General features: G+C 60.9%; 25 protein-coding genes. 19 read left to right on the forward strand and 6 right to left on the reverse strand.

Going from position 1 to position 23,341, the window contains the following annotated elements; genetic code table 11:
- The 8 genes from A3714_RS18275 to A3714_RS12305 form a co-directional block, all read left to right on the forward strand.
- A partial coding sequence (locus A3714_RS18275) for a hypothetical protein (RefSeq protein WP_231867860.1) occupies nt 1-184 on the forward strand: 184 nt, incomplete at its 5' end.
- 128 nt (nt 185-312) lie between these two features.
- Nucleotides 313-1,641 carry a pitrilysin family protein gene (locus tag A3714_RS12275; protein WP_063525713.1) on the forward strand — a complete coding sequence of 443 codons (1,329 nt, stop codon included), beginning with the start codon at nt 313-315 and terminating at the stop codon, nt 1,639-1,641.
- Nucleotides 1,638-3,056: a pitrilysin family protein gene (locus tag A3714_RS12280; protein ID WP_231866038.1), complete on the forward strand. Its 1,419-nt coding sequence runs from the start codon at nt 1,638-1,640 to the stop codon at nt 3,054-3,056. The genes A3714_RS12275 and A3714_RS12280 overlap by 4 nt, the downstream gene beginning before the upstream one ends.
- Entirely contained in the window at nt 3,046-3,645 is a 600-nt protein-coding gene (gene rsmD / locus A3714_RS12285) for a 16S rRNA (guanine(966)-N(2))-methyltransferase RsmD (RefSeq protein WP_063510041.1), read from the forward strand. Before A3714_RS12280 ends, rsmD begins: the two co-directional genes overlap by 11 nt.
- Nucleotides 3,646-3,841: 196 nt before the next feature.
- The gene (locus tag A3714_RS12290) at nt 3,842-4,366 is read left to right on the forward strand and encodes a methanogen output domain 1-containing protein (protein WP_063510043.1); all 525 of its coding nucleotides are present in this window, start codon (nt 3,842-3,844) and stop codon (nt 4,364-4,366) included.
- The gene (locus A3714_RS12295) at nt 4,366-5,340 is read left to right on the forward strand and encodes a GGDEF domain-containing protein (protein WP_063510040.1); all 975 of its coding nucleotides are present in this window, start codon (nt 4,366-4,368) and stop codon (nt 5,338-5,340) included. The genes A3714_RS12290 and A3714_RS12295 overlap by 1 nt, the downstream gene beginning before the upstream one ends.
- A gap of 177 nt (nt 5,341-5,517) precedes the next feature.
- The gene (locus tag A3714_RS12300; RefSeq protein ID WP_063510039.1) at nt 5,518-6,393 is read left to right on the forward strand and encodes a metal-dependent hydrolase; all 876 of its coding nucleotides are present in this window, start codon (nt 5,518-5,520) and stop codon (nt 6,391-6,393) included.
- 126 nt (nt 6,394-6,519) lie between these two features.
- Entirely contained in the window at nt 6,520-6,756 is a 237-nt protein-coding gene (locus tag A3714_RS12305; RefSeq protein WP_063510038.1) for a hypothetical protein, read from the forward strand.
- Between the two features lie 13 nt (nt 6,757-6,769).
- Here A3714_RS12305 and A3714_RS12310 read toward each other — a convergent pair whose 3' ends face one another.
- Nucleotides 6,770-7,591, reverse strand: a complete 822-nt coding sequence (locus A3714_RS12310; protein ID WP_062814865.1) for a mechanosensitive ion channel family protein — start codon at nt 7,589-7,591, stop codon at nt 6,770-6,772.
- Nucleotides 7,584-10,310: an ATP-binding protein gene (locus A3714_RS12315; RefSeq protein WP_063510037.1), complete on the reverse strand. Its 2,727-nt coding sequence runs from the start codon at nt 10,308-10,310 to the stop codon at nt 7,584-7,586. The genes A3714_RS12310 and A3714_RS12315 overlap by 8 nt, the downstream gene beginning before the upstream one ends.
- A gap of 144 nt (nt 10,311-10,454) precedes the next feature.
- Here A3714_RS12315 and A3714_RS12320 point away from each other — a divergent pair, with 144 nt between their 5' ends.
- The 4 genes from A3714_RS12320 (at nt 10,455) to A3714_RS12335 (ending at nt 13,186) form a co-directional block, all read left to right on the forward strand.
- Nucleotides 10,455-10,862 (forward strand): CBS domain-containing protein, encoded by a 408-nt coding sequence (locus A3714_RS12320; RefSeq protein WP_062814863.1) that lies wholly within the window; start codon nt 10,455-10,457, stop codon nt 10,860-10,862.
- 152 nt (nt 10,863-11,014) lie between these two features.
- Entirely contained in the window at nt 11,015-11,503 is a 489-nt protein-coding gene (locus A3714_RS12325; RefSeq protein WP_062814862.1) for a DUF962 domain-containing protein, read from the forward strand.
- Between the two features lie 44 nt (nt 11,504-11,547).
- Entirely contained in the window at nt 11,548-12,306 is a 759-nt protein-coding gene (locus tag A3714_RS12330) for an AraC family transcriptional regulator (RefSeq protein ID WP_063510036.1), read from the forward strand.
- 13 nt (nt 12,307-12,319) lie between these two features.
- Complete coding sequence (locus A3714_RS12335) at nt 12,320-13,186, forward strand: crotonase/enoyl-CoA hydratase family protein (protein WP_063510035.1); 867 nt, start codon at nt 12,320-12,322, stop codon at nt 13,184-13,186.
- Between the two features lie 111 nt (nt 13,187-13,297).
- On the opposite strand, the gene A3714_RS12340 is transcribed toward A3714_RS12335, so the two are convergent.
- A complete protein-coding gene (locus tag A3714_RS12340) occupies nt 13,298-14,275 on the reverse strand; it encodes an AraC family transcriptional regulator (protein ID WP_062814859.1) in 978 nt (325 codons plus the stop codon).
- Between the two features lie 172 nt (nt 14,276-14,447).
- Between A3714_RS12340 and A3714_RS12345 the strand changes: the two genes are divergently transcribed.
- The 6 genes from A3714_RS12345 (at nt 14,448) to A3714_RS12370 (ending at nt 19,939) form a co-directional block, all read left to right on the forward strand.
- Complete coding sequence (locus A3714_RS12345) at nt 14,448-15,740, forward strand: NAD(P)/FAD-dependent oxidoreductase (protein ID WP_062814858.1); 1,293 nt, start codon at nt 14,448-14,450, stop codon at nt 15,738-15,740.
- A 1-nt stretch (nt 15,741) separates the two neighbouring features.
- Nucleotides 15,742-16,662, forward strand: a complete 921-nt coding sequence (locus A3714_RS12350; protein WP_062814857.1) for a bile acid:sodium symporter family protein — start codon at nt 15,742-15,744, stop codon at nt 16,660-16,662.
- Nucleotides 16,644-17,582: an SDR family oxidoreductase gene (locus A3714_RS12355; protein ID WP_063510034.1), complete on the forward strand. Its 939-nt coding sequence runs from the start codon at nt 16,644-16,646 to the stop codon at nt 17,580-17,582. Before A3714_RS12350 ends, A3714_RS12355 begins: the two co-directional genes overlap by 19 nt.
- Nucleotides 17,579-18,376 (forward strand): SDR family oxidoreductase, encoded by a 798-nt coding sequence (locus A3714_RS12360; protein ID WP_062814855.1) that lies wholly within the window; start codon nt 17,579-17,581, stop codon nt 18,374-18,376. Before A3714_RS12355 ends, A3714_RS12360 begins: the two co-directional genes overlap by 4 nt.
- Complete coding sequence (locus A3714_RS12365; RefSeq protein ID WP_063510033.1) at nt 18,376-19,119, forward strand: sulfite exporter TauE/SafE family protein; 744 nt, start codon at nt 18,376-18,378, stop codon at nt 19,117-19,119. Before A3714_RS12360 ends, A3714_RS12365 begins: the two co-directional genes overlap by 1 nt.
- A gap of 229 nt (nt 19,120-19,348) precedes the next feature.
- A complete protein-coding gene (locus A3714_RS12370) occupies nt 19,349-19,939 on the forward strand; it encodes a GNAT family N-acetyltransferase (protein WP_082844820.1) in 591 nt (196 codons plus the stop codon).
- A 400-nt stretch (nt 19,940-20,339) separates the two neighbouring features.
- Here the strand turns inward: A3714_RS12370 and A3714_RS12375 are convergent, their stop codons facing one another.
- Nucleotides 20,340-20,969 carry a class I SAM-dependent methyltransferase gene (locus tag A3714_RS12375; protein WP_063510032.1) on the reverse strand — a complete coding sequence of 210 codons (630 nt, stop codon included), beginning with the start codon at nt 20,967-20,969 and terminating at the stop codon, nt 20,340-20,342.
- The gene (locus tag A3714_RS12380) at nt 20,970-22,061 is read right to left on the reverse strand and encodes an alpha/beta fold hydrolase (RefSeq protein WP_063510031.1); all 1,092 of its coding nucleotides are present in this window, start codon (nt 22,059-22,061) and stop codon (nt 20,970-20,972) included.
- A 213-nt stretch (nt 22,062-22,274) separates the two neighbouring features.
- Between A3714_RS12380 and A3714_RS12385 the strand changes: the two genes are divergently transcribed.
- Nucleotides 22,275-22,505 (forward strand): hypothetical protein, encoded by a 231-nt coding sequence (locus tag A3714_RS12385; protein WP_062814851.1) that lies wholly within the window; start codon nt 22,275-22,277, stop codon nt 22,503-22,505.
- 45 nt (nt 22,506-22,550) lie between these two features.
- On the opposite strand, the gene A3714_RS12390 is transcribed toward A3714_RS12385, so the two are convergent.
- Entirely contained in the window at nt 22,551-23,249 is a 699-nt protein-coding gene (locus A3714_RS12390) for an HNH endonuclease (RefSeq protein ID WP_063527187.1), read from the reverse strand.
- Nucleotides 23,250-23,341: the final 92 nt, after the last annotated feature.

Here is a 23,341-nt window from a genome sequence, read left to right on the forward strand (position 1 = left end):
TTTTTTCTTCCGGCTTCGGGGCGTTGTCGTCGTCGCGGGAAACTTCGTCGCTCATGTTCAGTCTTATCCAATCGCGAAGAGGGTAAATCGGGCCTCTTCCTTTGCAATGAGGCTGCAAGGACAGGGCAGTAAACCGGTATGCTGGCAGCCTGAGTTCGACAGACTGCCGGCCGGCGATAAATAAAATGCGCCCTCCTGCAGGGTTTGCGTTTGTCTGGCGGGCTTGCAGCAGCCTGACAGCGAACGCGCGGCTATCCTAACACTTCGCTCACGGGGGAGCAGCTTCCGGGGGCGACACAATGAGGACAATGCATGAGACAACTCATGGTGGCACTGGCGGCCATTCTCTGGAGTCTGACCGCCCGGGCCGAGCTGCCCACCCATGCCTTTACCCTGGATAACGGCCTGAAAGTGCTGATCCGTGAGGATCATCGGGCACCCGTGGTGACCGTGATGGTCTGGTTCAAGGCCGGCAGCATCGACGAAGCGCCCTATGAAACGGGTCTGGCCCATGTGCTCGAGCACATGATGTTCAAGGGCACCGAGCGACTGGGGCCGGGGGACTTCTCCAAACTGGTGGCCCGCTATGGAGGCAGTGACAATGCTTTCACCAGTTATGACTACACCGCCTATTTCCAGCAGTACGAGGCGTCGCGGCTGCCGCTGGCGCTGGAACTGGAAGCGGAGCGACTGGGCAACCTGAAGATCGACGACGACGAGTTTTACCGGGAGTTGCAGGTGGTGCTGGAAGAGCGCCGCACCCGTACCGACGACAACCCCAATGCCCTGGCCTGGGAAAAATTCCAGGCGGTGGCCCGGCCGGGTACCGGTTATGCCCACCCGATCATCGGCTGGCGTTCGCTGCTGGCCCAGTTGCAGCCGGAGCAGGCGCGCAGCTGGTATGACCGCTTTTATGTGCCGGGGAATGCCACCCTGGTGGTCGCCGGTGATGTGACCCGCGATCAGGTAGAGCCGCTGGTGCGCCGCTTCTTCAGCGATCTGCCCGCCGGTACCACCCCGCCGCGGCCAATACAGACGGTCAATCCTGCCGCTGGCGAGCGGCGTCTGGATCTGGCCATGGCGGTGCAAGTGCCCGCCCTCTACATGCTCTATAACGTGCCTTCCCTGGTCACCGCAGAACAGAAGCAGGACTTCTACGCCCTGACCATGCTCGCCGGTGTGCTGGACGGTGGCATGAGTGCCCGCATCGAAACCGATCTGGTGCGCGGTGAGAAGCTGGTGGCCGGTGCCGGTGCCGGCTACAGCGGCATCCAGCGCGGCGATGGCACCTTTACGCTGACAGCGACTCCCAATCCGGGTGTCACCCTCGAGCAGGTAGAACAGGCTCTGCGCGAGCAGATCAAGACCCTGCAGACCACCTTGCCCAGTGAAGATGAAATGGCGCGGGTGCGGGCCGGCGTGCTGGCCAGCCAGGTGTTCGAAAAGGACTCGGTGATGGGGCAGGCCATGGAGTTGGGCATGCTCAGTACCCTGGGTCTGGATATCGATCTGGCCAAGCAGTTCGAGGAACAATTGGGCAAGGTTACCGCCGAGGATGTGCAGCGGGTAGCCCGCCAGTGGCTGATACCGGAACGGCTGGCCGTGGCCCATGTCGTGCCTGCGCAGGAGGAGGAGCAATGATGCGGTTACCAGCAATCATGGGGGCTGCGGTGGCGGTGTTGATGCTCAGCGCCTGCGCCAGCTTCCCGACCACGGAAAAGCAGGTGGCGGCCAGCGAGCCCCAGGCGCCGCAGCTGGATATCCAGTCCTGGCAGACGGACCAGGGCGCCAAGGTCATGTTCGTGCAGAGCGATGCCTTGCCCATGCTGGACATTCGTCTGGTGATGGCGGCGGGCAGTTCCCAGGATGAGGGCTTGCCCGGGGTGGCGTCCCTGACCAGTGCCCTGATCGGCCAGGGGGCGGAGGCCTTGAGTGTGGACGACATTGCCCGGGGCTTTGAAGATCGTGGCGCCAGCTTTTCCTCCAGCAGTTACCGGGACATGGGCATCATCAGCCTGCGTACCCTGTCGGCGGTGGAATATCGCCAGCCGGTGGTGGCGCTGTTCAATCAGGTGATCGGTTCGCCCAGCTTTCCCGAGGAGGCCCTGGATCGTCTGCGGACGCGCGCCATGCAGGGGCTGCGCATGGAGCAACAGGTGCCCGGACCCCAGGTCAGCAAGGCATTCATGAGCACGGTGTTTGCCGACCACCCCTATGGCCAGCCCAGCGAAGGGACGATGGAGAGCCTGCCGAAGATCCAGCGCCAGCAGCTGGTGGATTTCTATGACACCTATTACGCCGCCGGTAATACCGTGATTGCCATGGTGGGTGACCTGTCCCGCAGTGAAGCCGAGGAAATCGCCGCACAAATCAGTGCGGCACTGCCGGCGGGGCCGGCGGCACCGGAGTTGCCCCGGGCCGGGGCACTCAGCGAGCGGAAACGCGAGCACATCAATTTCCCCTCCGCCCAGACCCATATCCTGCTGGGCAACCAGGCCACCTGGCGGGGCAACCCGGATCACGTGGCGCTGCATGTGGGCAACCAGATTCTCGGCGGTGGCGGCTTCGCGTCCATTCTCACCGATGAAGTGCGCCAGAAACGGGGTTATGTGTACGGCATCGGCAGCGGCTTCTCGGCCATGGCGGCGGGTGGTCCCTTCCAGGTGCAGTTCAAGACTGCCAACGAGAATGCCGATGAGGCGCTGACCCTGACCCTGGACCTGATCGACACGTTCGTTGAAGACGGTCCCAGCCAGGCGCAACTGGAACAGGCGCGGGCCAATATCCTGGGCAGCTTTGCCCTCAGCACCGCCGACAACAGTGACATTATCGGCCAGCTCGGCGCCATCGGCTTTTACGATCTGCCGCTGGATTACCTGCAGTGGTTCAACCGCCAAGTCCGTCAGGTCACCGTGGAAGATATCCGCGATGCCTTCCGCCGAACCCTGGATGTGGACGATTTGGCCATCGTCAGTATCGGCCCCGAGGCACCACAGGTCCTTGAGGATCAGGACAATGAGAACGGCGGGGAGAAGGACTCGGACAGTGGCGAATAGAGGTTCGACTCGCAAAGGCGGCGCTACCAGCAAGGGGCAGGTGCGCATCATTGGCGGAGAGCGTCGCGGTCATCGGCTGCAGTTCGTGGATCAGGGGGGCGATCTGCGCCCCTCGTCGGACCGCATGCGCGAAACCCTGTTCAACTGGCTGCAGTTCGAGTTGCCCGGCCTGCGGGTACTGGATCTGTTTGCCGGCTCCGGGGTGCTGGGCGCAGAGGCCCTGAGCCGTGGCGCCCAGCGGGCCGTTCTGGTGGAAAAAAAGCGCGAACGGGCCGCCGATCTCAAACGTCAGTTGTTGCCCCTGTTCGACGATCGCATCCACATCCACAACGCCGATGCCATGCAGTGGTTGGCCAGCAGTGCCTTGCAGTTTGATCTCGTGTTCGTGGACCCACCCTACGATCTGGGCCTGGCGGAACCGGCCTGTGCCGCGCTGGAATCTCACGGGTTGCTGGCGGACAAGGCCTGGGTTTATGTGGAAAGCCGGCGTCACGGAGAGGTGCCTGTGGTGCCGGCAAACTGGCAGCTGTACCGGGAGAAAAGCGGGGGCGATATTTTTGCCCGTTTGTTTCTTCGTCAGGCAGTTTGATTTCCATTCGTCGGTTTCTGACGGGGCAAGCGGACCGGCGGCGCACAAATGGGGGTAAATGGTATACACGAGTATCACTGTGTGATTGATGTCACAGTAGTGGCGATGAATCATAGATATGAAGCCATTGGGGGAGATGGCTGCCAACGACGGTATCACCAACCCGTCACCGGCTCATGGGAAGACGGGGGCAAATATGGAAAAGAACTTGGAACGGATTCAGGTTGCATCAATCGGGTTGGACAAGGATCGATTCTTGCGCCAGTTGCTGGGCTACCTGGCCGAGTCGCTGCAGGAAGTGACCGGTATGGACCAGGCAGAGGGATTTATCTCTCTGGTGGGCCAGAAAATCGGCGACGAACTGAACGCGCATTATCTTCAATCCCTGAAACTGACCAGGCTGGATCGTCACCAGATTGCCGCCGTGCTGGTGGATCTCAAGCGTCGTATCGATGGCGATTTTTATCTGATCCATGCGGACGAGCGTCAGCTGGTGCTGGGCAACCGTCGCTGCCCGTTCGGTGACAAGGTCATCGGCCGTCCCGCCCTGTGCATGATGACGTCCAATGTATTCGGTGTGATCGCCGCCGAAAATGCCGGCTATGCCCGGGTGGATATCCAGAAGGCTATTGCCAATGGCGATGGTCACTGCCATGTGGTGGTTTCCCTGGATGGTAACGACATGGAGGCGGGGCGGGAGTATTTTCGCTCCGGTGAGTGATGCCACTTTCTGCGGACTGCCGGGCATTGATCGATGCGCTATCCATGCCGGTGTTTGTGGTGCATGGTGACGGTAGCCTGGAATGGCTGAACCGAAGAGCGAGACAGTTGCTGGCCGGCAGTGCTCCGCAGAGCATCAAGAGTCTGCTGGCCTCCCCTTCGCAAAGTGATGCTTTCCTGCGCGTGATGCGTCGCAACCAGTCATTCTCCCACCTGGCACTGCACCTGCGGGCGCCGCTGCAGGACAGCTACATTGCCAGCACCCGTATTGCCCGTGAGGGTGAGTTTCTCGATTGCTGGTTGCTGGAGCTGTTGCCCCGGCAGCTGGTGGTGGGCGGCATGCATCAACTCTCCCAGATGATCCAGCGGACCACGGTGCTGAAAAGAGAGCGGGCGGTAGCGGAAAAAACCGCGCAACTGGCGCTGACCCAGGCGTCCCGGGATTCCCTCACCGGCATTGCCAATCGCCGGGCCTTCGATGAGTGTCTGGCAGCCGCTCTGGTCAAGGCAGAGCATCAGCAGGACTGGCTGTCGGTAATGATTGTGGACCTGGACTATTTCAAGGCCATCAATGACACCCACGGCCACGACCTGGGCGACCAGGTGCTCAAGCGGGTGGCACGGTTGCTCACTGGTGCCATCACCCGCCATGGTGATCAGGTGGCCCGCATCGGTGGTGAGGAGTTTGGCGTGTTGCTGCCCGGTGCAGATGTGCATGCCTCTCTGAAAGTGGCCTGGCGGCTGGTGATGACGTTGCGTCAATACAATGCCGGTTGCCCGGCTGGCGACAGTTGGCACCCGGTCACCTTGTCCGTGGGGGTGGCAACCCGCTGTCCCGATCAGAGCATCAGCGGCCGTGACCTGATGCGCCAGGCTGACCGGGGGCTCTACCTGGCCAAGGAGCGGGGTCGTGACCAGGCGGTGCACGCGGTCCCTTCCGCGCAGACCGATCCTCCCCTGGCGGATACCCGCTAGGCAGGCGACAGCCAGACCGAATAGCGTGGCGGGCAGGAACAACGGATGTGTGACAACACACAAAGGCAGGGCGGTTGCCGGCCATTGCGGGCCACCGGAAACAGGAAATGGCACAACCTGCACTAGTGTCCCATTTTGCGCTGGCGAATACTGTGAGCCTATTCAGGAGGATTTGCCATGAACAATAAAGCGGTTGCGACGTCGCCGAGCGCGCCTAAAAAACTGAATAACAGTGATATCCAGCCCCGCAAGATGGATTTTTCCTTCGATCCGGCCATGCCCCGGTACTGGTTCGATAATGACCAGTTCAAGACCATTTTGCTGACGGCCCTGTCCTGTACCTTCCCGGAAGGGGAGCGCTTCTTTGTGCGCTCCGTGCGTCATTACCAGAAGCAGCTCCGCGACCCGCTGCTGCGCGAGCAGGTAAAAGGGTTTATCGGTCAGGAGGCCCACCACGGCAACGAGCACGATGCCTTCAACCATTTCATGGAATCCAAGGGTGTCCCCACCCGCAAGGTGGATGAGTTCGTCAATCGCGGCATGCGCTTCATGGCCAAGCACCTGTCACCGCAACGGCAACTGGCCAAGACCTGTGCCCTGGAACACTTCACTGCCATGCTGGCGGAGTTGATGCTGGAACATCCGGACTTTTTGAAGGGCATGGATGAGCGCATGTTGCCGCTCTGGTTATGGCATGCGGTGGAAGAAAGTGAACACAAGGCGGTCGCCTTTGATGTGTACCAGGAGCAGGTGGGCAACTACTGGGTGCGCACCTCGGAAATGGCCTTCACCACCCTGGAATTCATCAGCTTCACCATTTTCCACTACCATCAGCTGCGCAAGGGCATGGACGACCCCACCGACTGGCGCTCCGTGCGCGGCGGCGTGAACTGGTTGCTCGGCAAACCGGGTTGGTTGCGAAAACTGGGTAAATCCTACCTGGCCTATTACAAACGGGATTTTCACCCGGCCAAGCGCGACAGCACCTTCCTGCGCAAGCAGGGTTTGAAGAAGCTGTCCCGGATGCTGGATCGATCGGATCTGGCCGGCTGAAGGCGAGCGTAACGGGTTCGACAGAGTGGGCCGGGGGATGACCTTGGGCCCGCTGACCCTGCCCGGGTCTTCATGTTTTCCTGTCGCACAGGCGTGTTACGGTGGCAAGACACCACGGAGGTGTTTATGCGCTGGTTTAAGACCCTGAAAGACATGCTTTTCCCCAATCGTGATTCCCACGATGAGACGCCCGACCCGGAGCGGCGGGACTATCACCCGGCCCATGAAGGAGACACCCCGGAGGATCTCCACCGTGGCCGGCATCGTATCAAGGAGACCTTTACCAGCCACTGGGACCTGGACTACATGCCCCGGGAGGAGCTGGAGGACGTGTTGGCGAAAAACCGGGACGAGAAAAAATAATCGTCCCTTCCAGCTATTGCTGGCTGCCGCCGCGCCGCGGGCGAGGAATCTGCTGTTCCTGAAAGCGCCGGGAAACCCGCACCACAATATCGCTCTGGAAAGCCTTCTCGTAATGCACGTCCAGCACGTAGGCCTTGGAGCGCAGGCGAATGGCGAGCATATCGCCGATCTCCACTTCCTCGATGGCAAAGGACACCGGTTTTTTCAGGTAGGCATAGCGGCTGGTGACAATCACTTCCTCAATAATCCCTTTCGCCACGTCCAGGTCTGCATCCAGGCCCACGTGAAAGTCGGTGACGATCATCATATCCAGTTCCCCGGAGTTGCCGGAGGCCACCACATCGGTGATGAAACGGGAGTTGGGAATGGTCACCAGGTTATCGTCCAGGGTCTGCAGGCGCACGGTGCGCAGACCGATGGAGACGATCTCCCCGTACACATCATCAAAGCTGACCCGGTCACCGACCCGGAAGGGGCGGTCGAACAGCAGCAGCAGGCCGGCCACCAGGGAAGCCGCAATGTCCTTGAGGGCGAAGCCCAGGGCCACGGCGATGGAACCACCGGCGGCCAGCATGAATTCCTTGGGGGGCTGCAGCACGCCGATGATCAGCGCGGCGGTGCCCACGGTGTAGAGCACAAAACCGATCAGGGTGGTGATCTGCAGAATCAGAAAGCGCCGGGTGGGCAGCTTTTCGGTGATCTTCAGGCTGGCCTTGCTGATCCCCCAGTTCAGTGCCCACAGCACAAAGCCGCCGATAAACAGCAGCAACAGGGCGTAGATGTTGAACAGCTCAACCACCACCGCCAGATCATTGACGATATTGCCTTCATTCATTGAGCAAATTCTTCCTTGTCAGGTAACTGATCACCTGCTGATACCACAGGGGTTTCAGCCGGTAGCGGCCATCCTCGGATTTATTCAGGAAACCGGCATCAAAGCCGCCCTTGAGCGCGTAGCGCACCACATTGCCAGGCAGGTTGGTCACATGGCTGATTTCCTGGCTGGTCAGATTTTCATGGGTGGCGATGGCGGCATACACGAACAGGGCGTTCTCGCCCATGCTGTCGAGAATGCTGGCTGAGGGTGGCGTGGGCAGCCCCACCAGCACCTGCCGGCCCTGGGGTTTTACCGAGGTCAGCCACAGCCGCAGGGCCACCATGGGATTGCCGCGACAGGCATCCCAGAGCAGGCTGAAATAGCGTTGCTCCGCGTTGCGGACATTGCCGGCTTCCGGCCCCCGGGAAGACAGCAGTACCTCGTCGTAGCGAACCCGATGACCACTGAGATGGTTGCGCGCCAGAATCAGTGAGCGGATATCGGTCTGTCCCCAGCGCTTCACTTTCACCACATTACGGAACTGGTAATCACGGCCGAACACATTGCACAAATAGGCCCAGCTCTGGTTATTGATCATCAGCAGCCAGAACACATTATCCAGCCGCGCATTGACCAGGCTGAGTACGGTGCGCCAGCCTTCCAGGCCACCGATTTCCTTGAGAAAGAAATTCTGGGCCTCGTCCAGCACCACCAGGGTGGGCTGGCGTTCCTCGTCACTTTTCACCAGCGCTGCCGGGCCCTCGTTGGCCAGATCCACATCCAGGGCGTCACCAATCAGGGCGAGGATGGCGTCCGGCTCAATGGTTTTGGCGGGCACCGTGAGCGTGATCAGATTGAGGCCCTTGCAGCTTTCGGCCAGCGCCCGCTCCAGCCGGTCGATGCTGACCGTTTTGCCACACCCCTTTTCGCCGACCACCACCTGGGCATTTTCGTCGGTCTTGTCCTCGTGCCAGCGCTGGATATTTTTTTCCATGGCGGCGACCAGTCCGGTGTCCACGAAGGGCGTCTTGCTGCCTTCCGGCAGACCGGTGGCGAACCAGCGTTCGTAGTGTTCATCTACCGGCTGTTCATTGCCGGGGTCTTCTTCGTCATTGTTGATGCGAGTGCGCAGCCGGAAAAGGCGCGCCTTGAAGCGCATGTACCAGTCAAAATCCACCAGCACCCGATCGACAAAACCCACCAGGAAACTGGCCAGGGCAACGGGAAGCAACAGGGGGGCAAACAGCCAGAACAGCGCCGGAGTGAGCAGTTTTTCTGCCAGCGGGTCCAGCCGGGACGGCAGGATGGCCTGCAGGCAACGCTGATAGTCCTGGGGGCGCAGCGCCAGCAGTCGGCCCAGGCCCCAGTAAATGGCCACCAGCAAGATGCCCAGGCAGACGTAATAGAGCAGAGACGGGCCCAGGCTCTCCCAGACCACCAGCAGGGGAAGCCAGGGCAACACCAGCCAGCGGGAAATGAAACGGGCGTGGTCGTGAACCTGTCGGGACTGGTCGCTGCTCAGGTAGGCGTTGGCGCTTTGTGCTACCCGGATGACCAGCCATTCACCGATCAGGCAGAACAAGCCGTAAATGACATAGAGTCGGGCCAGCGGTAACAGCCAGACCAGAATGCGGGTGGAAGGGGTGTCCAGTGGTGCGGTGAGCAGGTCCAGAATCACCCACAAAAGCACCCAGGGAAGCATCGGCGCCAGGCCACTGATCAGACGGCTGGCGTTGCGCAACCAGCGGCGCTCGCCACTGGCACTGACCACGGACTCGTGCAGGCTGAGGGCCCATTGGCGGGTGCGCCGGGCCAGCCGAATCAACAGCATGAAGCCGGCGATACCCAGAATCAGCGCGACACTGTTCTGCACCAGCGGCAGGAAGTGTTTGTCCTTGGCCGTTTCCTGCAAATCCAGGTTGATCACCTGGGCCGTATCCAGCAATCGCTGGCCGATGCGTTCGCCTTCGTGCCGGAGTAATGCCGGAGCCTGCGAGGGGCCGCCCATGGCATCAATCTGGCTCCACAGTGAGCGGCGCTGCCACAGGTCGGCACGCAACTGGCGCAGCTGGCCCTGGATTTCCAGGCGAGTGCGCAGCAGGTCGCGCCATTGCGCGGTGGGCTGGGGCGGAGGGGTCAGGGCCGGGCTCTGGTACCAGAGCTGGTCCAGCTGTTGCAGCGCCTGCTTGGGTGACGGCCCGAGCAGAGGAAGTATTGCCCAGGTCTGCTGCACATGTTCGCGGAGCACGCTGGCGGCCAGTCGGGGGGGGTCGGAGACATCCTGGCCGTCGCTCAGTTCCTCCAGGTGCTGGTAGAGCCGGGCCAGGGTTGCGAAAGACTGGCGCTGGGTATCGGGAAGTTCGATGAAGCGCTGGCGCAGGGCATACAGTGTCTGGTCCTGGCGGCCCAGCTGTCCGACCAGGGTATCAATATCGTTTTGCAGGGCCTGACACTTGTTGTCCGGCAGGTTGCGTTTGGCCGGTTTCGGCGCGGGCAGGGCGGCGGTTTCGCCAAGGGGCTGGCCAAGCAGATGGGTCAGTGTTTCAGGAGCGGGTACCTGACCATTCAGATAGCGCTGCAATTGTTGCAGGTCTTCTGCCTGCTGCTGTTTTTCCTGCTGGAGCTGCTCCAGGGTCTGGCCGGCGGCTTCACAGGCAGCAACGCCATTGGCTTGTGCCGCGGCGGACAGGGCCAGAAAAATGACAGCAGCACAGAGCCGTAAACAGGGCGATACCATTCGCAATTCCTTTTCCTCAGCAAGGCCCATTGTAGGAACCGGTAGCCACCCCGTCATCCATTGATATTCCCCATGGGCTATCGACAGGCTATTGACGGTAGCACAGTGGTATAGTCAATAAAGGCTCAATCCAAGGAGACAGCCATGAGCGAACTAACGGTGCGGTCCCTGATGGCCAAGCATCCGGCGGCGGTGAAAACCGGCACGGAGCTGACTGAGGTGGTGGACATTCTGCTGCAGCACAAATTCACCGGTCTGCCAGTGGTGGATGATCACAACAAGGTGGTGGGCTTTGTGTCGGAGCAGGATTGTCTGCGCAAGTTGCTGATATCCAGCTATCACTGCGAGGGCAGCCTGGTGGTGGAAGAATTCATGCATGGCGAGCCTCTCACCGTGCATGAGCAGGACTCGGCGGTGAACGTGGCCGAGCTGATGGTCACCCAGAAGCCCAAGATCTATCCGGTGGTGGACGACAAGGGCATTCTGGTGGGGTTGCTTACCCGTGAGCAGGTGTTGCGAGCCCTCAAGGACAGCCGGCGAGGTTGCGACTGACCCGGTCCTGAATCAGCGATGGGTCGCCAGTCAGCAGGAATGCCAGACGCAGCCGCTGTTCCCGATCAGTGATGACCCCTGCGTACAATCCCGCGTCCGGGCCGGGCGCTATCTTTCATGGCAGCTCAAAACAACAACTCGGGAGAGCTGTCATGCGTAATCTGCAAACCTTTCTGGCCGATTATGGCGAGAGTCATCAGAACCCGGTCAACCAGTGGGTTCATATCCTCTGTGTGCCAGCTATTTTTGTTTCCACCCTCGGGCTGTTCTGGCTGTTGCCGCTGGGGCAATGGCTGGGCCTGGAGGGGGCCGGGGCCTATTGGGTCAACGGCGGCACCCTGCTGGCGGCGATCTGCATGCCGTTTTATTTTCGCATGTCCCTGGGCATGACCGTGCTGATGGCCGGCTGGCTGGCGGTGTCCCTGGCGATCATCGTGGCGGTGGATCGCAGCGGCCTGTCCTTGGCCTGGAGTGCGGCAGGGCTATGGCTGCTGGCCTGGGCGGTGCAGGTATGGGGCCACAAGGTGGAGGGCAAGAAACCCTCCTTTGTGGATGATCTGGTGTTTCTTCTGGTCGGCCCCATGTTTGTCAGCATCGAGCTGGCACACAAGCTGGGCGTTGGCCGTCGCCTATCGGCCTGATCGCCCATTGCCCGCCCGTGGCCGGGCGGGCATGATCGGCGGTTATGAATGACAACGCCTCATCGTCACCGGATGTGCCGCTGACTCCTCTGTTTCTCTGGCAGGGTGGCTGGCTGATGGTGATGCCTGCCATCGATAACCAGCCCCACCAGCATGTGGCCGCCTCCCTGTTGGTGGGGTTGAGCCAGCCGCTTCGGGTCACGGTGGATGGCCGCCCGTGCCAGCAACAGGTGGTGCTGGTGCCCCCGGATGTGCCTCAGAGTCTCAACAGTCAGGGGCCGGTGGCGGTGGTTCACCTGGATCCGGATGAGCCGGCCTGGCGGGCCCTGTCCCGTCTTGGTGGCCTGGATGACAGGCAGCAACGCTGGTGCTGTGCCCAGATTGCGGCTCTGGTGCGCAACGGCAGTGAAGAAAACGCCCGGCTCTTTCTCCAGGGCCTGCGGGCGCTTGCCGAACCCCTGCCTCTGGACACTCGAATCGCTGACGCCTGCCGCCGGATGCGTGCCGCAGAGGCGGTGCCTGCCATGGATGCCCTGGCAGAGCGCGCCAATCTGTCTGCCTCCCGGTTCCGGCACCTGTTTCGTGAACAGCTCGGCGTATCCCTCAAGCGTTATCAGCTGCACCTCAAGTGCCAGCGAGCGCTGGCCTTGTGGCGTAGCGGCATGAATTTCACCGAACTGGCGGTGGCCGCCGGCTTCTACGATCAACCCCACCTCAATCGCACCCTGCGCGCCATGTTCGACGCCCTGCCATCGCGGTATGCTCGGGGTCTACCGGTGCAGGTGGTGCACCTGAAAGAATAACGATGGAGGCTCCATGGATTACCAGCATATTTCCACCGATCTGGATGAACAGATTCTTACCATTACCCTCAACCGTCCCGATCGGCTGAACGCTTTTACCCTGCGCATGAAGGATGAGCTGGTCCATGCCTTTGCTGAAGCGGACCGCAATGACGCAGTGCGCGCGGTGATCGTGACCGGTGCCGGCAAGGTGTTCTGTGCCGGCATGGAAATGCAGCCGGAAGAGGGCGGCAATGTGTTTGGCTACGATGATGCCGAGGGCATGGACCCGCCCCTGGAGCAGATTCGTGATTCCGGTGGCGAAGTGTCCCTGGCCATCTACAACTGTCGCAAGCCGGTGATCGGTGCGATTAACGGCGCCGCCGTTGGCGTGGGTATCACCATGACCCTGCCCATGGACATTCGTCTGGTGGCGGCCAACAGCAAGATCGGCTTTGTCTTTACCCAACGGGGGTTGACCCCGGAAGCCTGTTCCTCCTGGTTCCTGCCGCGGGTGGTGGGCATTCAGAAAGCCATGGAATGGGTGATCAGCGGTGACATCTTCATGGCCGAGGAAGGCGTGGCAGCGGGGCTGTTCCACAGTGCCCATGACAAGGGTGAAGTGGTGGACGTGGCGCGCTGCATTGCCCGCAAGCTGATCGCCAAGAGCTCCCCGGTGGCGGCGGCCCTGGCCAAGCAGATGCTGTGGCGCAATCCCAACTTTGCCCACCCCATGCAGGCCCATGCGGTGGAGTCAAAAATGATCTACTGGTCCAATGAATTCTGGGACGGTCGCGACGGCTTTACCTCCTTCCTGGAAAAACGCGAGCCGCGTTTCGAAACAGCGATGGCGGATATTCCGCAGCAGTTCGATTTCTGGCATGAGCCGGAGATCAGTTAATAGCTGCGCGATCATGATTTGTGATTGCTGAAAGCGAGGAGGCCGCGACCAAACTTTGGTCGCGGCCTCTTGCGTTTGAAACACTGCGGCGCTGCCCCGCGCCGCTGTTAACTATTCACTATTAACTGCCTTTTCCCTGTACTGCGCCGGCGTCATGCCGGTCCAGCGTTTGAAGGCCTTGGAAAAGGCGCTTTCATCGGAAAAGCCCAGCTTGTCGGCGATATCGGCCAGCCGGGTGCCGGCCTGTAATTCCGTCTCCGCCATCCCTTGCAGTAACGCATCACGCAGCAGTTTGAAGCTGCTGCCTTCCTCACCCAGTTTGCGCACCAGATGGCGCCCGCTCATGGCCAGCTGCTCGGCGACCTTTTCCTTGCCCCAATGGGGATGCTGGCGGAGCAGGTCACGGACGGTGGCACTGAGAGATTGGCTGCCCAGGTTGTCCAGCAGCTGGTCTGCCAGGGTGCGCAGGTGATGACACAGGGACGGGTTGGCATGGATCAGCGGCATGGTCAGGTCGCTGGCGGGTAGTACCAGTGTGTTGTGCTCCGCCGCAAATCGCACCGGCAATCCGAGCAGGGACTGGTAGCGGCGATTGTCGTCCAGCGCCGGGTGAGCGAAGGTCATGCGGCTGGCCTGTAACTGGTTGCCGGTGGTCCAGCGGGACAGTTGCAGCAGCGCGGTCATGGCCGCCTCCACCCGTTCCGGCTGACGTACGCTGTACTGGGGTTGGTAACGAATCTCGCATTCGCCCTGGTTCACCCGGTAGGAGAAGATCCCCCCTTCGCCGACGATGGGGTAGTAATCCATCAGCGAATCCAGGGCGTCTTCCACGGTGTCGCAGCTCATCAGCACCATCCCTACGGTATCCAGGTGGCCGACCTGCAGGGCCAGCCCGAACTGGATTCCCACCAGTGGATCCTGGGCCTGCTCGCAGAAGCTTTCCCAGATCTCTCCCTGCAATGCCAGGCTGACTCGGTCCTGTTCGCCGACCGCCTTTTGCAGTTTGGCGGGCAAGGCAAAGCCCAGCTGTTGAGCCGCCTGGCTGATCGCCTGGGTAAAGCGCACTGTCACGGTGGGGGTGTGCGTCATGGGGGCGCCATAGTGGTAAGGAGTGATATCCGGTCCCGAATTAACCGTGGCAAGGTCCCGAATTGGCCGTGAGCCTGCAGCCGGTCGACCGTAAAGTAGACATCATACCAAATGCTGAGTCCAACTCGGCAAACCCCGGATCCGGGAAATAATAATAGTTATCGGGACAGCTATGTACGCAGTGATCGGCGCCGGCCCCATGGGCCTTGCCACCGCCAGAAACCTGAGCAAATACGATATTCCTTTCATCGGGTTCGACCTGAACAGCGATGTGGGTGGCCTGTGGGATATCGATAATCCCCACAGCACCATGTATCAGTCTGCCCATCTGATCTCCTCCAAGGGCATGACCGAGTTCAGCGAATTTCCCATGCCGGATGAGGTGGCCACCTACCCGCATCACAGTGAGATGAAGCGTTATTTTCAGGCCTATGCCCGTCATTTCGATCTTTATCGGCACTACGAATTTTCCACGCGGGTGGTGCGGGTGGAACGAGAGGGCGATGGCTGGCAGGTAACCACCGAGCGCGACGGAGAAACGCAAAGCCGTCACTTCCAGGGCGTGTTGATTGCCAATGGCACCTTGCACAAGCCCAATCAGGCCAGTTTGCCGGGCAAGTTCGAGGGGCAGTTGATGCACTCCTGCGAGTATCGTGATGCCTCGGTGTTTGACGGCAAACGGGTGCTGATTGTGGGGTGCGGTAACTCTGCCTGCGATATTGCCGTGGATGCGGTGCACCGGGCGGCCAGTGTGGACCTGTCCGTGCGCCGGGGGTATTACTTCCTGCCCAAGTTTATCGGCGGGAAACCCACCGACAGCATCGGCGGCAAGATCAAGTTGCCCCGGAGTCTCAAACAACGCCTGGATGCCAGGCTGATCCGTCTCATCGTCGGCAAGCCCAGTGATTACGGACTGCCGGAGCCTTCCTACCGGATGTATGAATCCCACCCGGTGATCAATTCCCTGGTGCTGCACCACCTGGGTCATGGTGACATTACCCCTCACGGCGACATCGTCGGGGTGGTGGGCGACACGGTAACCTTTGCGGATGGCCAGTCCCGGGTTTATGACCTGGTGTTGATGGCCACCGGCTACAAGCTGGATTACCCCTTTATCGACGCCGGGGAACTGAATTGGCATAACGCGGATGCGCCGCAGCTGTATCTGAACGTGTTCCATCCCCAGCACCGTAACCTGTTCATGATGGGCATGGTGGAAGCGGCTGGTCTGGGTTGGGAAGGGCGTAATGAGCAGGCGGAAATGGTGGCGCTCTATATCAAGGCCAGAGAGAACAACCATCCGGTGGCAGAGGCGCTGGAACAGAAAGCCACCGCCGAAGCCGGCCAGACGCTGGATGGGGGCTTCGACTATCTCAAGCTTGAGCGTATGGCCTACTACGTGCACAAGGACAGCTATCGCAAGGCGGTTAACGCCCACATCGCCGACCTGAAACAGGGGGTGTGAGGTGGAGGTGCAGTTCAGTAGCGAGAATCTGCTGATTCTCAATGTGATCCTGGCATTTATGATGTTCGGGGTGTCGCTGTCACTCACCGGTGAGGATTTTCGCCGGGTGCTCAAGCGCCCGGATGCGCCCATTGTCGGTCTGCTTGCCCAGTTCGTACTGCTGCCCGCGGCCACCTGCCTGACCACCTGGTTCTTCGAAGTGGATCCGGAAATGGCCCTGGGGATGATTCTGGTGGCGTCCTGTCCCGGGGGCTCGTTCTCCAACATCATGACCTGGCTGGCCCGGGCCAACGTGGCCGTGTCGGTGAGCATGACGGCAGTCTCCAGCCTGGCGGCCATGGTGATGACGCCGTTCAACTTTGCGCTCTACGGCTGGCTCAACCCGCATACCCGGTCGATGCTGACAGACATCCAGCTGGACAGCATGAACATCCTGATCCTGGTGGCGCTGGTGCTGGGCCTGCCGCTGCTGGTGGGAATGATGACCGGCAAACTGTTTCCCCGTTTTGCTGCCAGGGCGGAAAAGCCCATGCGGGTCATCACCTTGCTGGTGCTCTTGTTGTTTGTCGGTGTGGCCTTCGGCAACAACATGGAGGTGTTTCTGGCCACGGCGGATCGCATTGTCATCCTGGTGGTGTTGCAGAACCTGCTGGCCCTGGGCATGGGCGCCTTCGCCGGGGGACTCACCGGCCTGCCCCGGCAAGACCGCCGAGCCATCACCATGGAAGTGGGCATCCAGAACTCCGGTCTGGGGCTGGCCATCCTGTTTACCTTTTTCCCCCAGGCCAGCGGCATGATCCTGATTGCCGCCTTCTGGGGGGTCTGGCACCTGATTTCCGGTCTGCTGCTGGCCTGGTGGTGGTCGCGGGGCCATGACGATCGCCAAAACCGCGAGGAGGCATCATGCAACGACGCATCCTGATCACCGGTGCCGCCGGCTACATTGGTAGCCAGGTCGCCCGTCGGCTGAGCCAGGACCACCATGTGGTCGGGGTGGATATCCGGGCGGATGACAGTGCCGATTTCCCGTTTTTTGTCATGGATATCCGTGACCCGCACCTGAAGCACCTGATCCGTGAGCATGGGATACAGCAAGTGGTGCATCTGGCCGCGGTGCTGGAGGATTCCGGTGACCGGGCCCGGGATTTTGATATCGATGTGAATGGCACCCGCAACGTGCTGGACGCCTGTGTGGCGGCGGGCGTGGAACAGCTGGTGGTGACCAGCTCCGGCGCCGCCTATGGCTACCACCCAGACAACCCCGCCTGGCTGGATGAGGAAGACGCCCTGCGCGGCAATCCGGAGTTTGCCTACTCGGATCACAAGCGCCAGGTGGAAGCCCTGCTGGCGGAGTATCGTCAGAGCCATCCGGCATTGAAGCAGCTGGTGCTGCGTCCGGGCACCGTGCTGGGCGCCCACACCCGCAATCTGATTACCCGGTTGTTTGAGAAGCCGCGCCTGGTGGCGGTGGCCGGTTCTGCGTCGCCATTCGTGTTCATCTGGGACCAGGATGTGGTGGAGATCATTCAGAAGGGAGTCCTGGAGAGCAAAGCTGGCTGTTATAACCTGGCCGGAGATGGGGCCCTGAGTCTTCACGAGCTGGGCCGGCTGCTCGGCAAGCCGGTGATTTCCGTGCCCGCCGGGCTGATTCGTGCCGCCCTGTGGCTCGGCAATCGGCTTGGATTGACCCAATACACTCCGGCGCAGGTGAATTTCCTGCGCTACCGGCCGGTACTGGCCAACCGACGCCTCAAGGAAGAATTCGGTTATGTCCCGCGCAAGACCTCGGAGCAGGTGTTTCGCTTCTATATGGCCGGCCAACAACCGAGGAAGCAGCCATGAAAACCATACTGATTACCGGCGCCGCCTCCGGTCTTGGCTGGGCACTCTCCCAGCAGGCCTTTGCGCTGGGCCATCGCGTCATCATGACGGATATGAATGCCCTGCAACTGGGGGCGCGGGCTGATGCCCTGGCCAAGGAGGATCCGTCCCGGGTGAGTTTTCACCGGCTGGACGTGACCGACAGTGAGGCAATCACCCGACTGGTGGCCTTGCTCAAGGAAAAGGAAGGTGGCCTGGACGTGCTGATCAACAACGCGGGTATCACCCACCGCTCTCTGGCGGACAAGACCGACCTGGCCGTGTTCCGCAAGGTCATGGCGGTGGACTGGCAGGCGCCGGTGGAAATGGCCGTGGCCTGCTTGCCGCTGCTCAAACGCAGTGGTGGCGGTATCATCAATATCGGCTCCATGGCCGGCTGGATGCCGGTGCTGGGTCGGGCCGGGTATTGCAGCGCAAAAAGTGCCCTGAGCCAGTTTTTCGAAGTATTGCGAGGGGAAGTGGCCCAGTATGGGGTGCATATCCTGATGGTCTATCCCAGCTTCCTGGATACGCCCATTGAGGCCAATGCCCTGGGCCATGATGGCCAGCCCGCTGCGCACCCCCGCTCCATGGTCGGTGCCATGCAGACTCCGGAGTGGATGGCCGAGCGAGTGTTCGAGGCGTACTACCGCAAGAAAAAACGCCTCTTCCCGGACCGTTTCACCTGGTTTGCCAGCCTGCTGTGGCGGCTGGCCCCGGATGTCTATCAGCGCATGATGGTGCGCAAGTTCGCCTCCGAACTGGAACCCCATTAATGGTCGACATGATCACCCTGCCCTGGCTGTTGCTGGGGCTGTTCATCTTCCTGGCCTTCACCACCGAAGCGGCCACCGGCTTTGGCAGTATCGTCATCGCCCTGTCCCTTGGCGCCCTGGTGCTGCCGATCACGGAGATCCTGCCGGTGCTGGTGCCGCTCAATATCGTCATGAGCAGCACCCTCAGCTGGCGGCATCGCCATGCCATTCACTGGCCCACCCTGTGGCAACTGATTCTGCCGTTGATGGTGATCGGGACCCTGGCCGGTTATGGGCTGCGTCCCTGGCTGGGCGACCAGGTGCTCAAGCATGCCTTCGGTGTGCTGGTGCTGTGGTTCAGCGGTCGGGAACTGTGGCGTATGTGGTGCGGTGCGATGGCGACGGTCCATGGAGGCCTGTGGGCCCGAGTGTGGATGTTCATGGCGGGCATCACCCATGGCCTGTTCGCGTCAGGCGGCCCTTTACTGGTCTATGCCCTCAGCGGTCTGTCCCTGGACAAACAACGCTTCCGCGCCACCCTGATTCTGGTATGGCTGGTCCTGAACAGCCTGCTGACCCTGGTGTTCCTGCTGGATGGCAGCCTGCTGCCGGCGGCGCCGCGCATTGCCATGCTGGTACCGGTGGTGGTGGTGGCCATGGTGCTGGGGGAAGTGCTGCACCACCGGGTCAACGAGCAGCGGTTTCGCCAGGCCGTGTTTGTGGTGCTGGCGGTGACCGGGGCGATCCTCGCCTGGCCGGGGTGAGATGAAAGTTTAACGTTCAAAGTTGAAAAGCGCGGGTAAGGTGTTTCGTACCTGAAAAGGCCGTGCCCGCGTTCCCGATAGGGGTGCAGCGCGTAGCAAAAAACTATCCGGCAAACATTTCACTTTCTTCGCGTTTCAACTTTAAACTTTCAACTCGTCCGCGCATCGCCACCGTCTCCCTGACGTGGTATTCATGATATGTCTTGTTTGCAGGCATTCAGGAGCTGCCATGTCCCATGTGGAAATTCGCCCTGTCACCGGTTTTGCGGTGGAACCCTGGCTGGATGAACTGGCCGAGTTGCGCATTGAGGTCTTCCGGGATTTTCCTTACCTGTATGAGGGGAATCGGGAGTATGAGCGTCGCTATCTGGATCGCTACGCCCAGTCTGATCGCAGTGTTTTTGTGCTGGCGCTGGAATTCAACCGGCTGGTAGGCGCGGCCACGGCGTTGCCATTGCTGGAAGCGGATGAGGAGTTCCAGGCCCCGTTTCGGCAACTGGGCGCGGAGCTGGGCTCGGTGTTTTATTTCGGCGAGTCGGTGCTCTTAAAGCCCTACCGGGGTGAAGGAATCGGTCATCGGTTCTTTGATCTGCGAGAACAATATGCAGCGGATTTCGGATTCCTGCATACCGCGTTCTGCGCGGTACAACGGCCGGAGGATCACCCCCTTCGCCCTGACGATTACCGGCCGCTGGACGATTTCTGGCGGGGCCGGGACTATTTCCCCCAGAACCAGCTGGTAGCCCATTTCGACTGGACCGATGTGGGGGAGACGGCGCCCAGTCGCAAATCCCTGCAATTCTGGTTGCACAGTCTTTAGCGACCTTTCGTGACGTTCAATGACAACCGGCAATCTGGGCCGGGCATGCACGCAAGGGATATGGCGGTGAATCCGTGGAACGAGGTCTGTTTTCGGGCGGCTTCTTTGTCCCGCCGCTGCTCAGGAAATGATGTGCCCGAACGTATATTTCCGGGCTGTGCTGGTTCGTTTGCCTGGCATTGCCATCAATCTTTCACCCATTTGGGCGATTAACCGTCATTGAATGCCTCCTATACTCGAGACTTCGGGTGTGAATTTCTTGTGAAGGGGGCTTCATGGAGCGGTATTCCGGCACTCATCGCCACTGGGGAGCGCGTCTCGCGCGGCAGGCGATCATCATCGTACCGTTGGCGCTGCTGGCGGTGGGCGTGGCAGTGATCGTAGCGGGGTAGTGCAGGCTCTAGGTTTTCTGCATCAACACCACAGGATTCCCTGTCAGCGTCACTTCCCAGCCCTGCTGCCGGGCCAGCCAGGTGAAGGTCTCCGGCTGCCAGAAGCACACGTGGGTGGGGTCGCGGCGATAATGCCAGTTGGGGAAGGCATCATCGTCGATCAGCCAGCGGGTCATGATGCCCAGCCAGCCGCCCGGTTTCACCAGGCGGGCAAATTGCTGCCACTCCCGGGCAGGGTGATGCAGGTGCTCCACCACCTCCGTGCAAGTCACAAAATCGTATTGCGAGTCCAGTTGTCCCCGGTTCGGGGCATAGATCGGATCATAGGTCTGGCAGGAAAAACCCCGTTCTTCCAGCATCTGTGCCAGTGCCGGGCCCGGCCCGCAGCCAAAGTCCAGGCCGCCATCGCCGGGCTTCAGCCGCTCGCAAAGCGGGTCGGCCAGCTGGGCCAGAAAGCCCCGGTATCCGGGATCCGCCGGGTTATTGTCATGCAAGTCGTACTGGGCCTTTTCCGTGTCCGCATCGGGCAGTCTGGCCGGGTCTTCAAAGGTCAGCCGGCAAGTCTCGCAGCGGAAATAGTCGCGGCTTTCTACCCGGGCAAACGGCCGTGCCGGGCTCTCACAAAGCGTGCATCGCATTTACGCCTCCAGCCACCGCTGGATGCGCGCATAGGTACGGCTTTCCTCAATCATGGTCATGTGCCCCATCTGGTAGAACAGCTCCCGGGTCAGCCGTTCCGCTTCAGGGTAGAGGCGCGTGGCCAGGCCGCTGTCCACGGTCACCAGCCAGTCCCCGCGGGGTTGGGGGTGGCCCGGCTCGCTGACACTGCCGGCGATGAATAACTGCTCCACCTGGGTATCCAGCGGCACCTTGCTGCTGGGACGGGACTCGTCCAGAGGCCGGTCACGCCACTGGTCTTCCAGGACATAACCGAAGCGCAGGTCGCGGATGCCATCGGAGCGCAGGTTGGCGAGCCGCATCAGGGGGCGTGAATACGGTGTGGCGCCGAGCAGACGGTTGGCCTGGTTGCCGGCACGCTCCAGCAGAGCGCCCTGGTGCGGCGACCCCAGGCAGGCCAGATGGGTGACCTTGTCGGTCCAGGCGTCGCCGCGCTGGCGGCCCTGATGCAGGGCGCTGCGGGCCACCAGTCCGCCCATGGAGTGGCCGATCAGAATCACCCGCTGCGGCAGGGCAGTATGCGCCAGCAGCCCGGCCAGCTTGCGGCCATTATCGGAAATATGCAGGCCGGTGTTATAGCGCAGGTAGCGGACATCGGCTTTCAGTTCGGTGCGGGCCCAGTGGTTGAAAGCATCTGCCGCCGGGTTGCTCCAGCAGGCATCGTTCATGCACAGGCCATGTAAAAAGACCACAAGCGTGTCGCCCTGAACCGGGCCGGTGGGCAGTAATGTCATCCGCAGGGCATAGGGACTGTTCTGTTCCGCCAGCAGTTGCCCGAAAACCCCATTGACGATGCTTTGCAGATCCAGACTGTCGCGCAGTTCCCGGTTCGGGTCCGCCAGCAGGTCGGCCATGCCTGCCACGTTGCCCGCCTGGCGGAAACCGTAGCGAATCAGATTGTAGACCATCGGTGCGGGGGTGTAATCGTTGCCGCGCAAGCCAAAAGGGTTGGCCACAGCACCATGAATATCCTGTACCACCTGGGTGATTTCATTGCCTACACGGGTGACCAGTTGCGCCAGCCCGCCCACATTACGGCCTAATTGTTTCATGGGTTCTCCTTGTCCTGACCGCATCATAGCAGGGAGTGGCCGGCCTGTCGGAACCCCTGGAGTGGGCGTGCGTAAATGGCTGCATCCGCACAAGACAGGCAACGTAATGATTCGTAAAATGGCCCTGCTTTGCGCGTTAATTCTTGGGTTTTGACGTGGGATGGCTTTACAGTCAGGGATGTTCGAATCACTGATACTTCAAGGAGTGAGTCTATGCGTACTTTCGGTAAAGTAATTCTGGCTGCCCTGTTTGCCTTTTCCGCCCTGCTTGTCGGGTGCGACAGTAACGATGGGCCGGTGGAGAAAGCCGGTGAAAAAGTGGATGAAGCAGTAGACTCCATGAACCCGCAAGGTCCCATGGAAGAAATGGGCGAAGATCTCGATAACGCCTATGAAAGTGCGGAAGAATCCGCAGAGAGCATGAAGGACGCTGCCGAGCAATAAAAGCCGCGTTTTCATGTTGAAAAAGCCGCCTTCGGGCGGCTTTTTTTATGGGCGCTTTTGGGCCACCTGGCAGGTCGCCAGCAATGACTCAATGGCCTGTTGTTCCGGTGGCGTTATCAGCAACTGATAGCGCTGTTTGATCCCTTGCCAGTGCTGCCCGTACTGGCACCAGTAGCTGCGGTTTTCCGGTAGCCACAGGACCGGGCTGCCGGCCCCTTTACTGCGGTTGGCGCTGGCTGACACCGGCAACAGGTTGGCGGGGTCATTGGCAAACTGGCGTCGCAAGCTCTCATCCCAGCGATCACCCCCATGGCCGTGTGCATGGCGCAGGGGGACCCGATGATCGATATCCAGCTCGCTGGCGGAAGTAAAAACGGTGTCGCTGTAAGGGTCATGCCAGCGACCGGTGGCCACGGTGCAACGGTCATCCCGGGTAAAGGTAACCGGCACCTGGCTGGTGGCAATCAGTATCTCTGCGCGGGTGTCCTGGCAGTCCCCATCCTGGTCCAGCCAGTGGGGCCAGTCCTTGCGTTCGTAGAGACCGGAAAAGGCCCGGTTCTGCTCGCGGGCTTCCTGTTCCGCTTGCTGTTGCTGCCGATGCAGGGTCAGGCAAGGTTCACGGTGGCAATGATAGCTGCCGGTGGCCCGGTCGATGTGTCCGCCCTGGCTGTCCAGGCCGCCGGGATGGCTGTGGGCAAGACTGGCGATTACGAAAAGCAGGGCAGCGAAAGGGCGGGTGGGCAATGGAGGTCCTGCAAGAAAAGCGATGATCTGGCTAGGATATCAGCGTACATACCGGTAGGCGATATCTTACAGTGCAAATTCAGGCAACCATC

Source organism: Alcanivorax sp. HI0007 (assembly GCF_001635525.1).
Taxonomy (GTDB): Bacteria; Pseudomonadota; Gammaproteobacteria; order Pseudomonadales; family Alcanivoracaceae; genus Alcanivorax.

Bases quoted from the DNA above. Each gene is read 5' to 3' on its own strand.
- A3714_RS12275 (WP_063525713.1), top strand. From the start codon at position 313: ATGAGACAACTCATGGTGGCACTGGCGGCCATTCTCTGGAGTCTGACC.
- A3714_RS12280 (WP_231866038.1), top strand. From the start codon at position 1,638: ATGATGCGGTTACCAGCAATCATGGGGGCTGCGGTGGCGGTGTTGATG.
- A3714_RS12290 (WP_063510043.1), top strand. From the start codon at position 3,842: ATGGAAAAGAACTTGGAACGGATTCAGGTTGCATCAATCGGGTTGGAC.
- A3714_RS12295 (WP_063510040.1), top strand. From the start codon at position 4,366: ATGCCACTTTCTGCGGACTGCCGGGCATTGATCGATGCGCTATCCATG.
- A3714_RS12300 (WP_063510039.1), top strand. From the start codon at position 5,518: ATGAACAATAAAGCGGTTGCGACGTCGCCGAGCGCGCCTAAAAAACTG.
- A3714_RS12305 (WP_063510038.1), top strand. From the start codon at position 6,520: ATGCGCTGGTTTAAGACCCTGAAAGACATGCTTTTCCCCAATCGTGAT.
- A3714_RS12310 (WP_062814865.1), bottom strand. From the start codon at position 7,591: ATGAATGAAGGCAATATCGTCAATGATCTGGCGGTGGTGGTTGAGCTG.
- A3714_RS12315 (WP_063510037.1), bottom strand. From the start codon at position 10,310: ATGGTATCGCCCTGTTTACGGCTCTGTGCTGCTGTCATTTTTCTGGCC.
- A3714_RS12320 (WP_062814863.1), top strand. From the start codon at position 10,455: ATGAGCGAACTAACGGTGCGGTCCCTGATGGCCAAGCATCCGGCGGCG.
- A3714_RS12325 (WP_062814862.1), top strand. From the start codon at position 11,015: ATGCGTAATCTGCAAACCTTTCTGGCCGATTATGGCGAGAGTCATCAG.
- A3714_RS12330 (WP_063510036.1), top strand. From the start codon at position 11,548: ATGAATGACAACGCCTCATCGTCACCGGATGTGCCGCTGACTCCTCTG.
- A3714_RS12335 (WP_063510035.1), top strand. From the start codon at position 12,320: ATGGATTACCAGCATATTTCCACCGATCTGGATGAACAGATTCTTACC.
- A3714_RS12340 (WP_062814859.1), bottom strand. From the start codon at position 14,275: ATGACGCACACCCCCACCGTGACAGTGCGCTTTACCCAGGCGATCAGC.
- A3714_RS12345 (WP_062814858.1), top strand. From the start codon at position 14,448: ATGTACGCAGTGATCGGCGCCGGCCCCATGGGCCTTGCCACCGCCAGA.
- A3714_RS12355 (WP_063510034.1), top strand. From the start codon at position 16,644: ATGCAACGACGCATCCTGATCACCGGTGCCGCCGGCTACATTGGTAGC.
- A3714_RS12360 (WP_062814855.1), top strand. From the start codon at position 17,579: ATGAAAACCATACTGATTACCGGCGCCGCCTCCGGTCTTGGCTGGGCA.
- A3714_RS12365 (WP_063510033.1), top strand. From the start codon at position 18,376: ATGGTCGACATGATCACCCTGCCCTGGCTGTTGCTGGGGCTGTTCATC.
- A3714_RS12370 (WP_082844820.1), top strand. From the start codon at position 19,349: ATGTCCCATGTGGAAATTCGCCCTGTCACCGGTTTTGCGGTGGAACCC.
- A3714_RS12375 (WP_063510032.1), bottom strand. From the start codon at position 20,969: ATGCGATGCACGCTTTGTGAGAGCCCGGCACGGCCGTTTGCCCGGGTA.
- A3714_RS12380 (WP_063510031.1), bottom strand. From the start codon at position 22,061: ATGAAACAATTAGGCCGTAATGTGGGCGGGCTGGCGCAACTGGTCACC.
- A3714_RS12385 (WP_062814851.1), top strand. From the start codon at position 22,275: ATGCGTACTTTCGGTAAAGTAATTCTGGCTGCCCTGTTTGCCTTTTCC.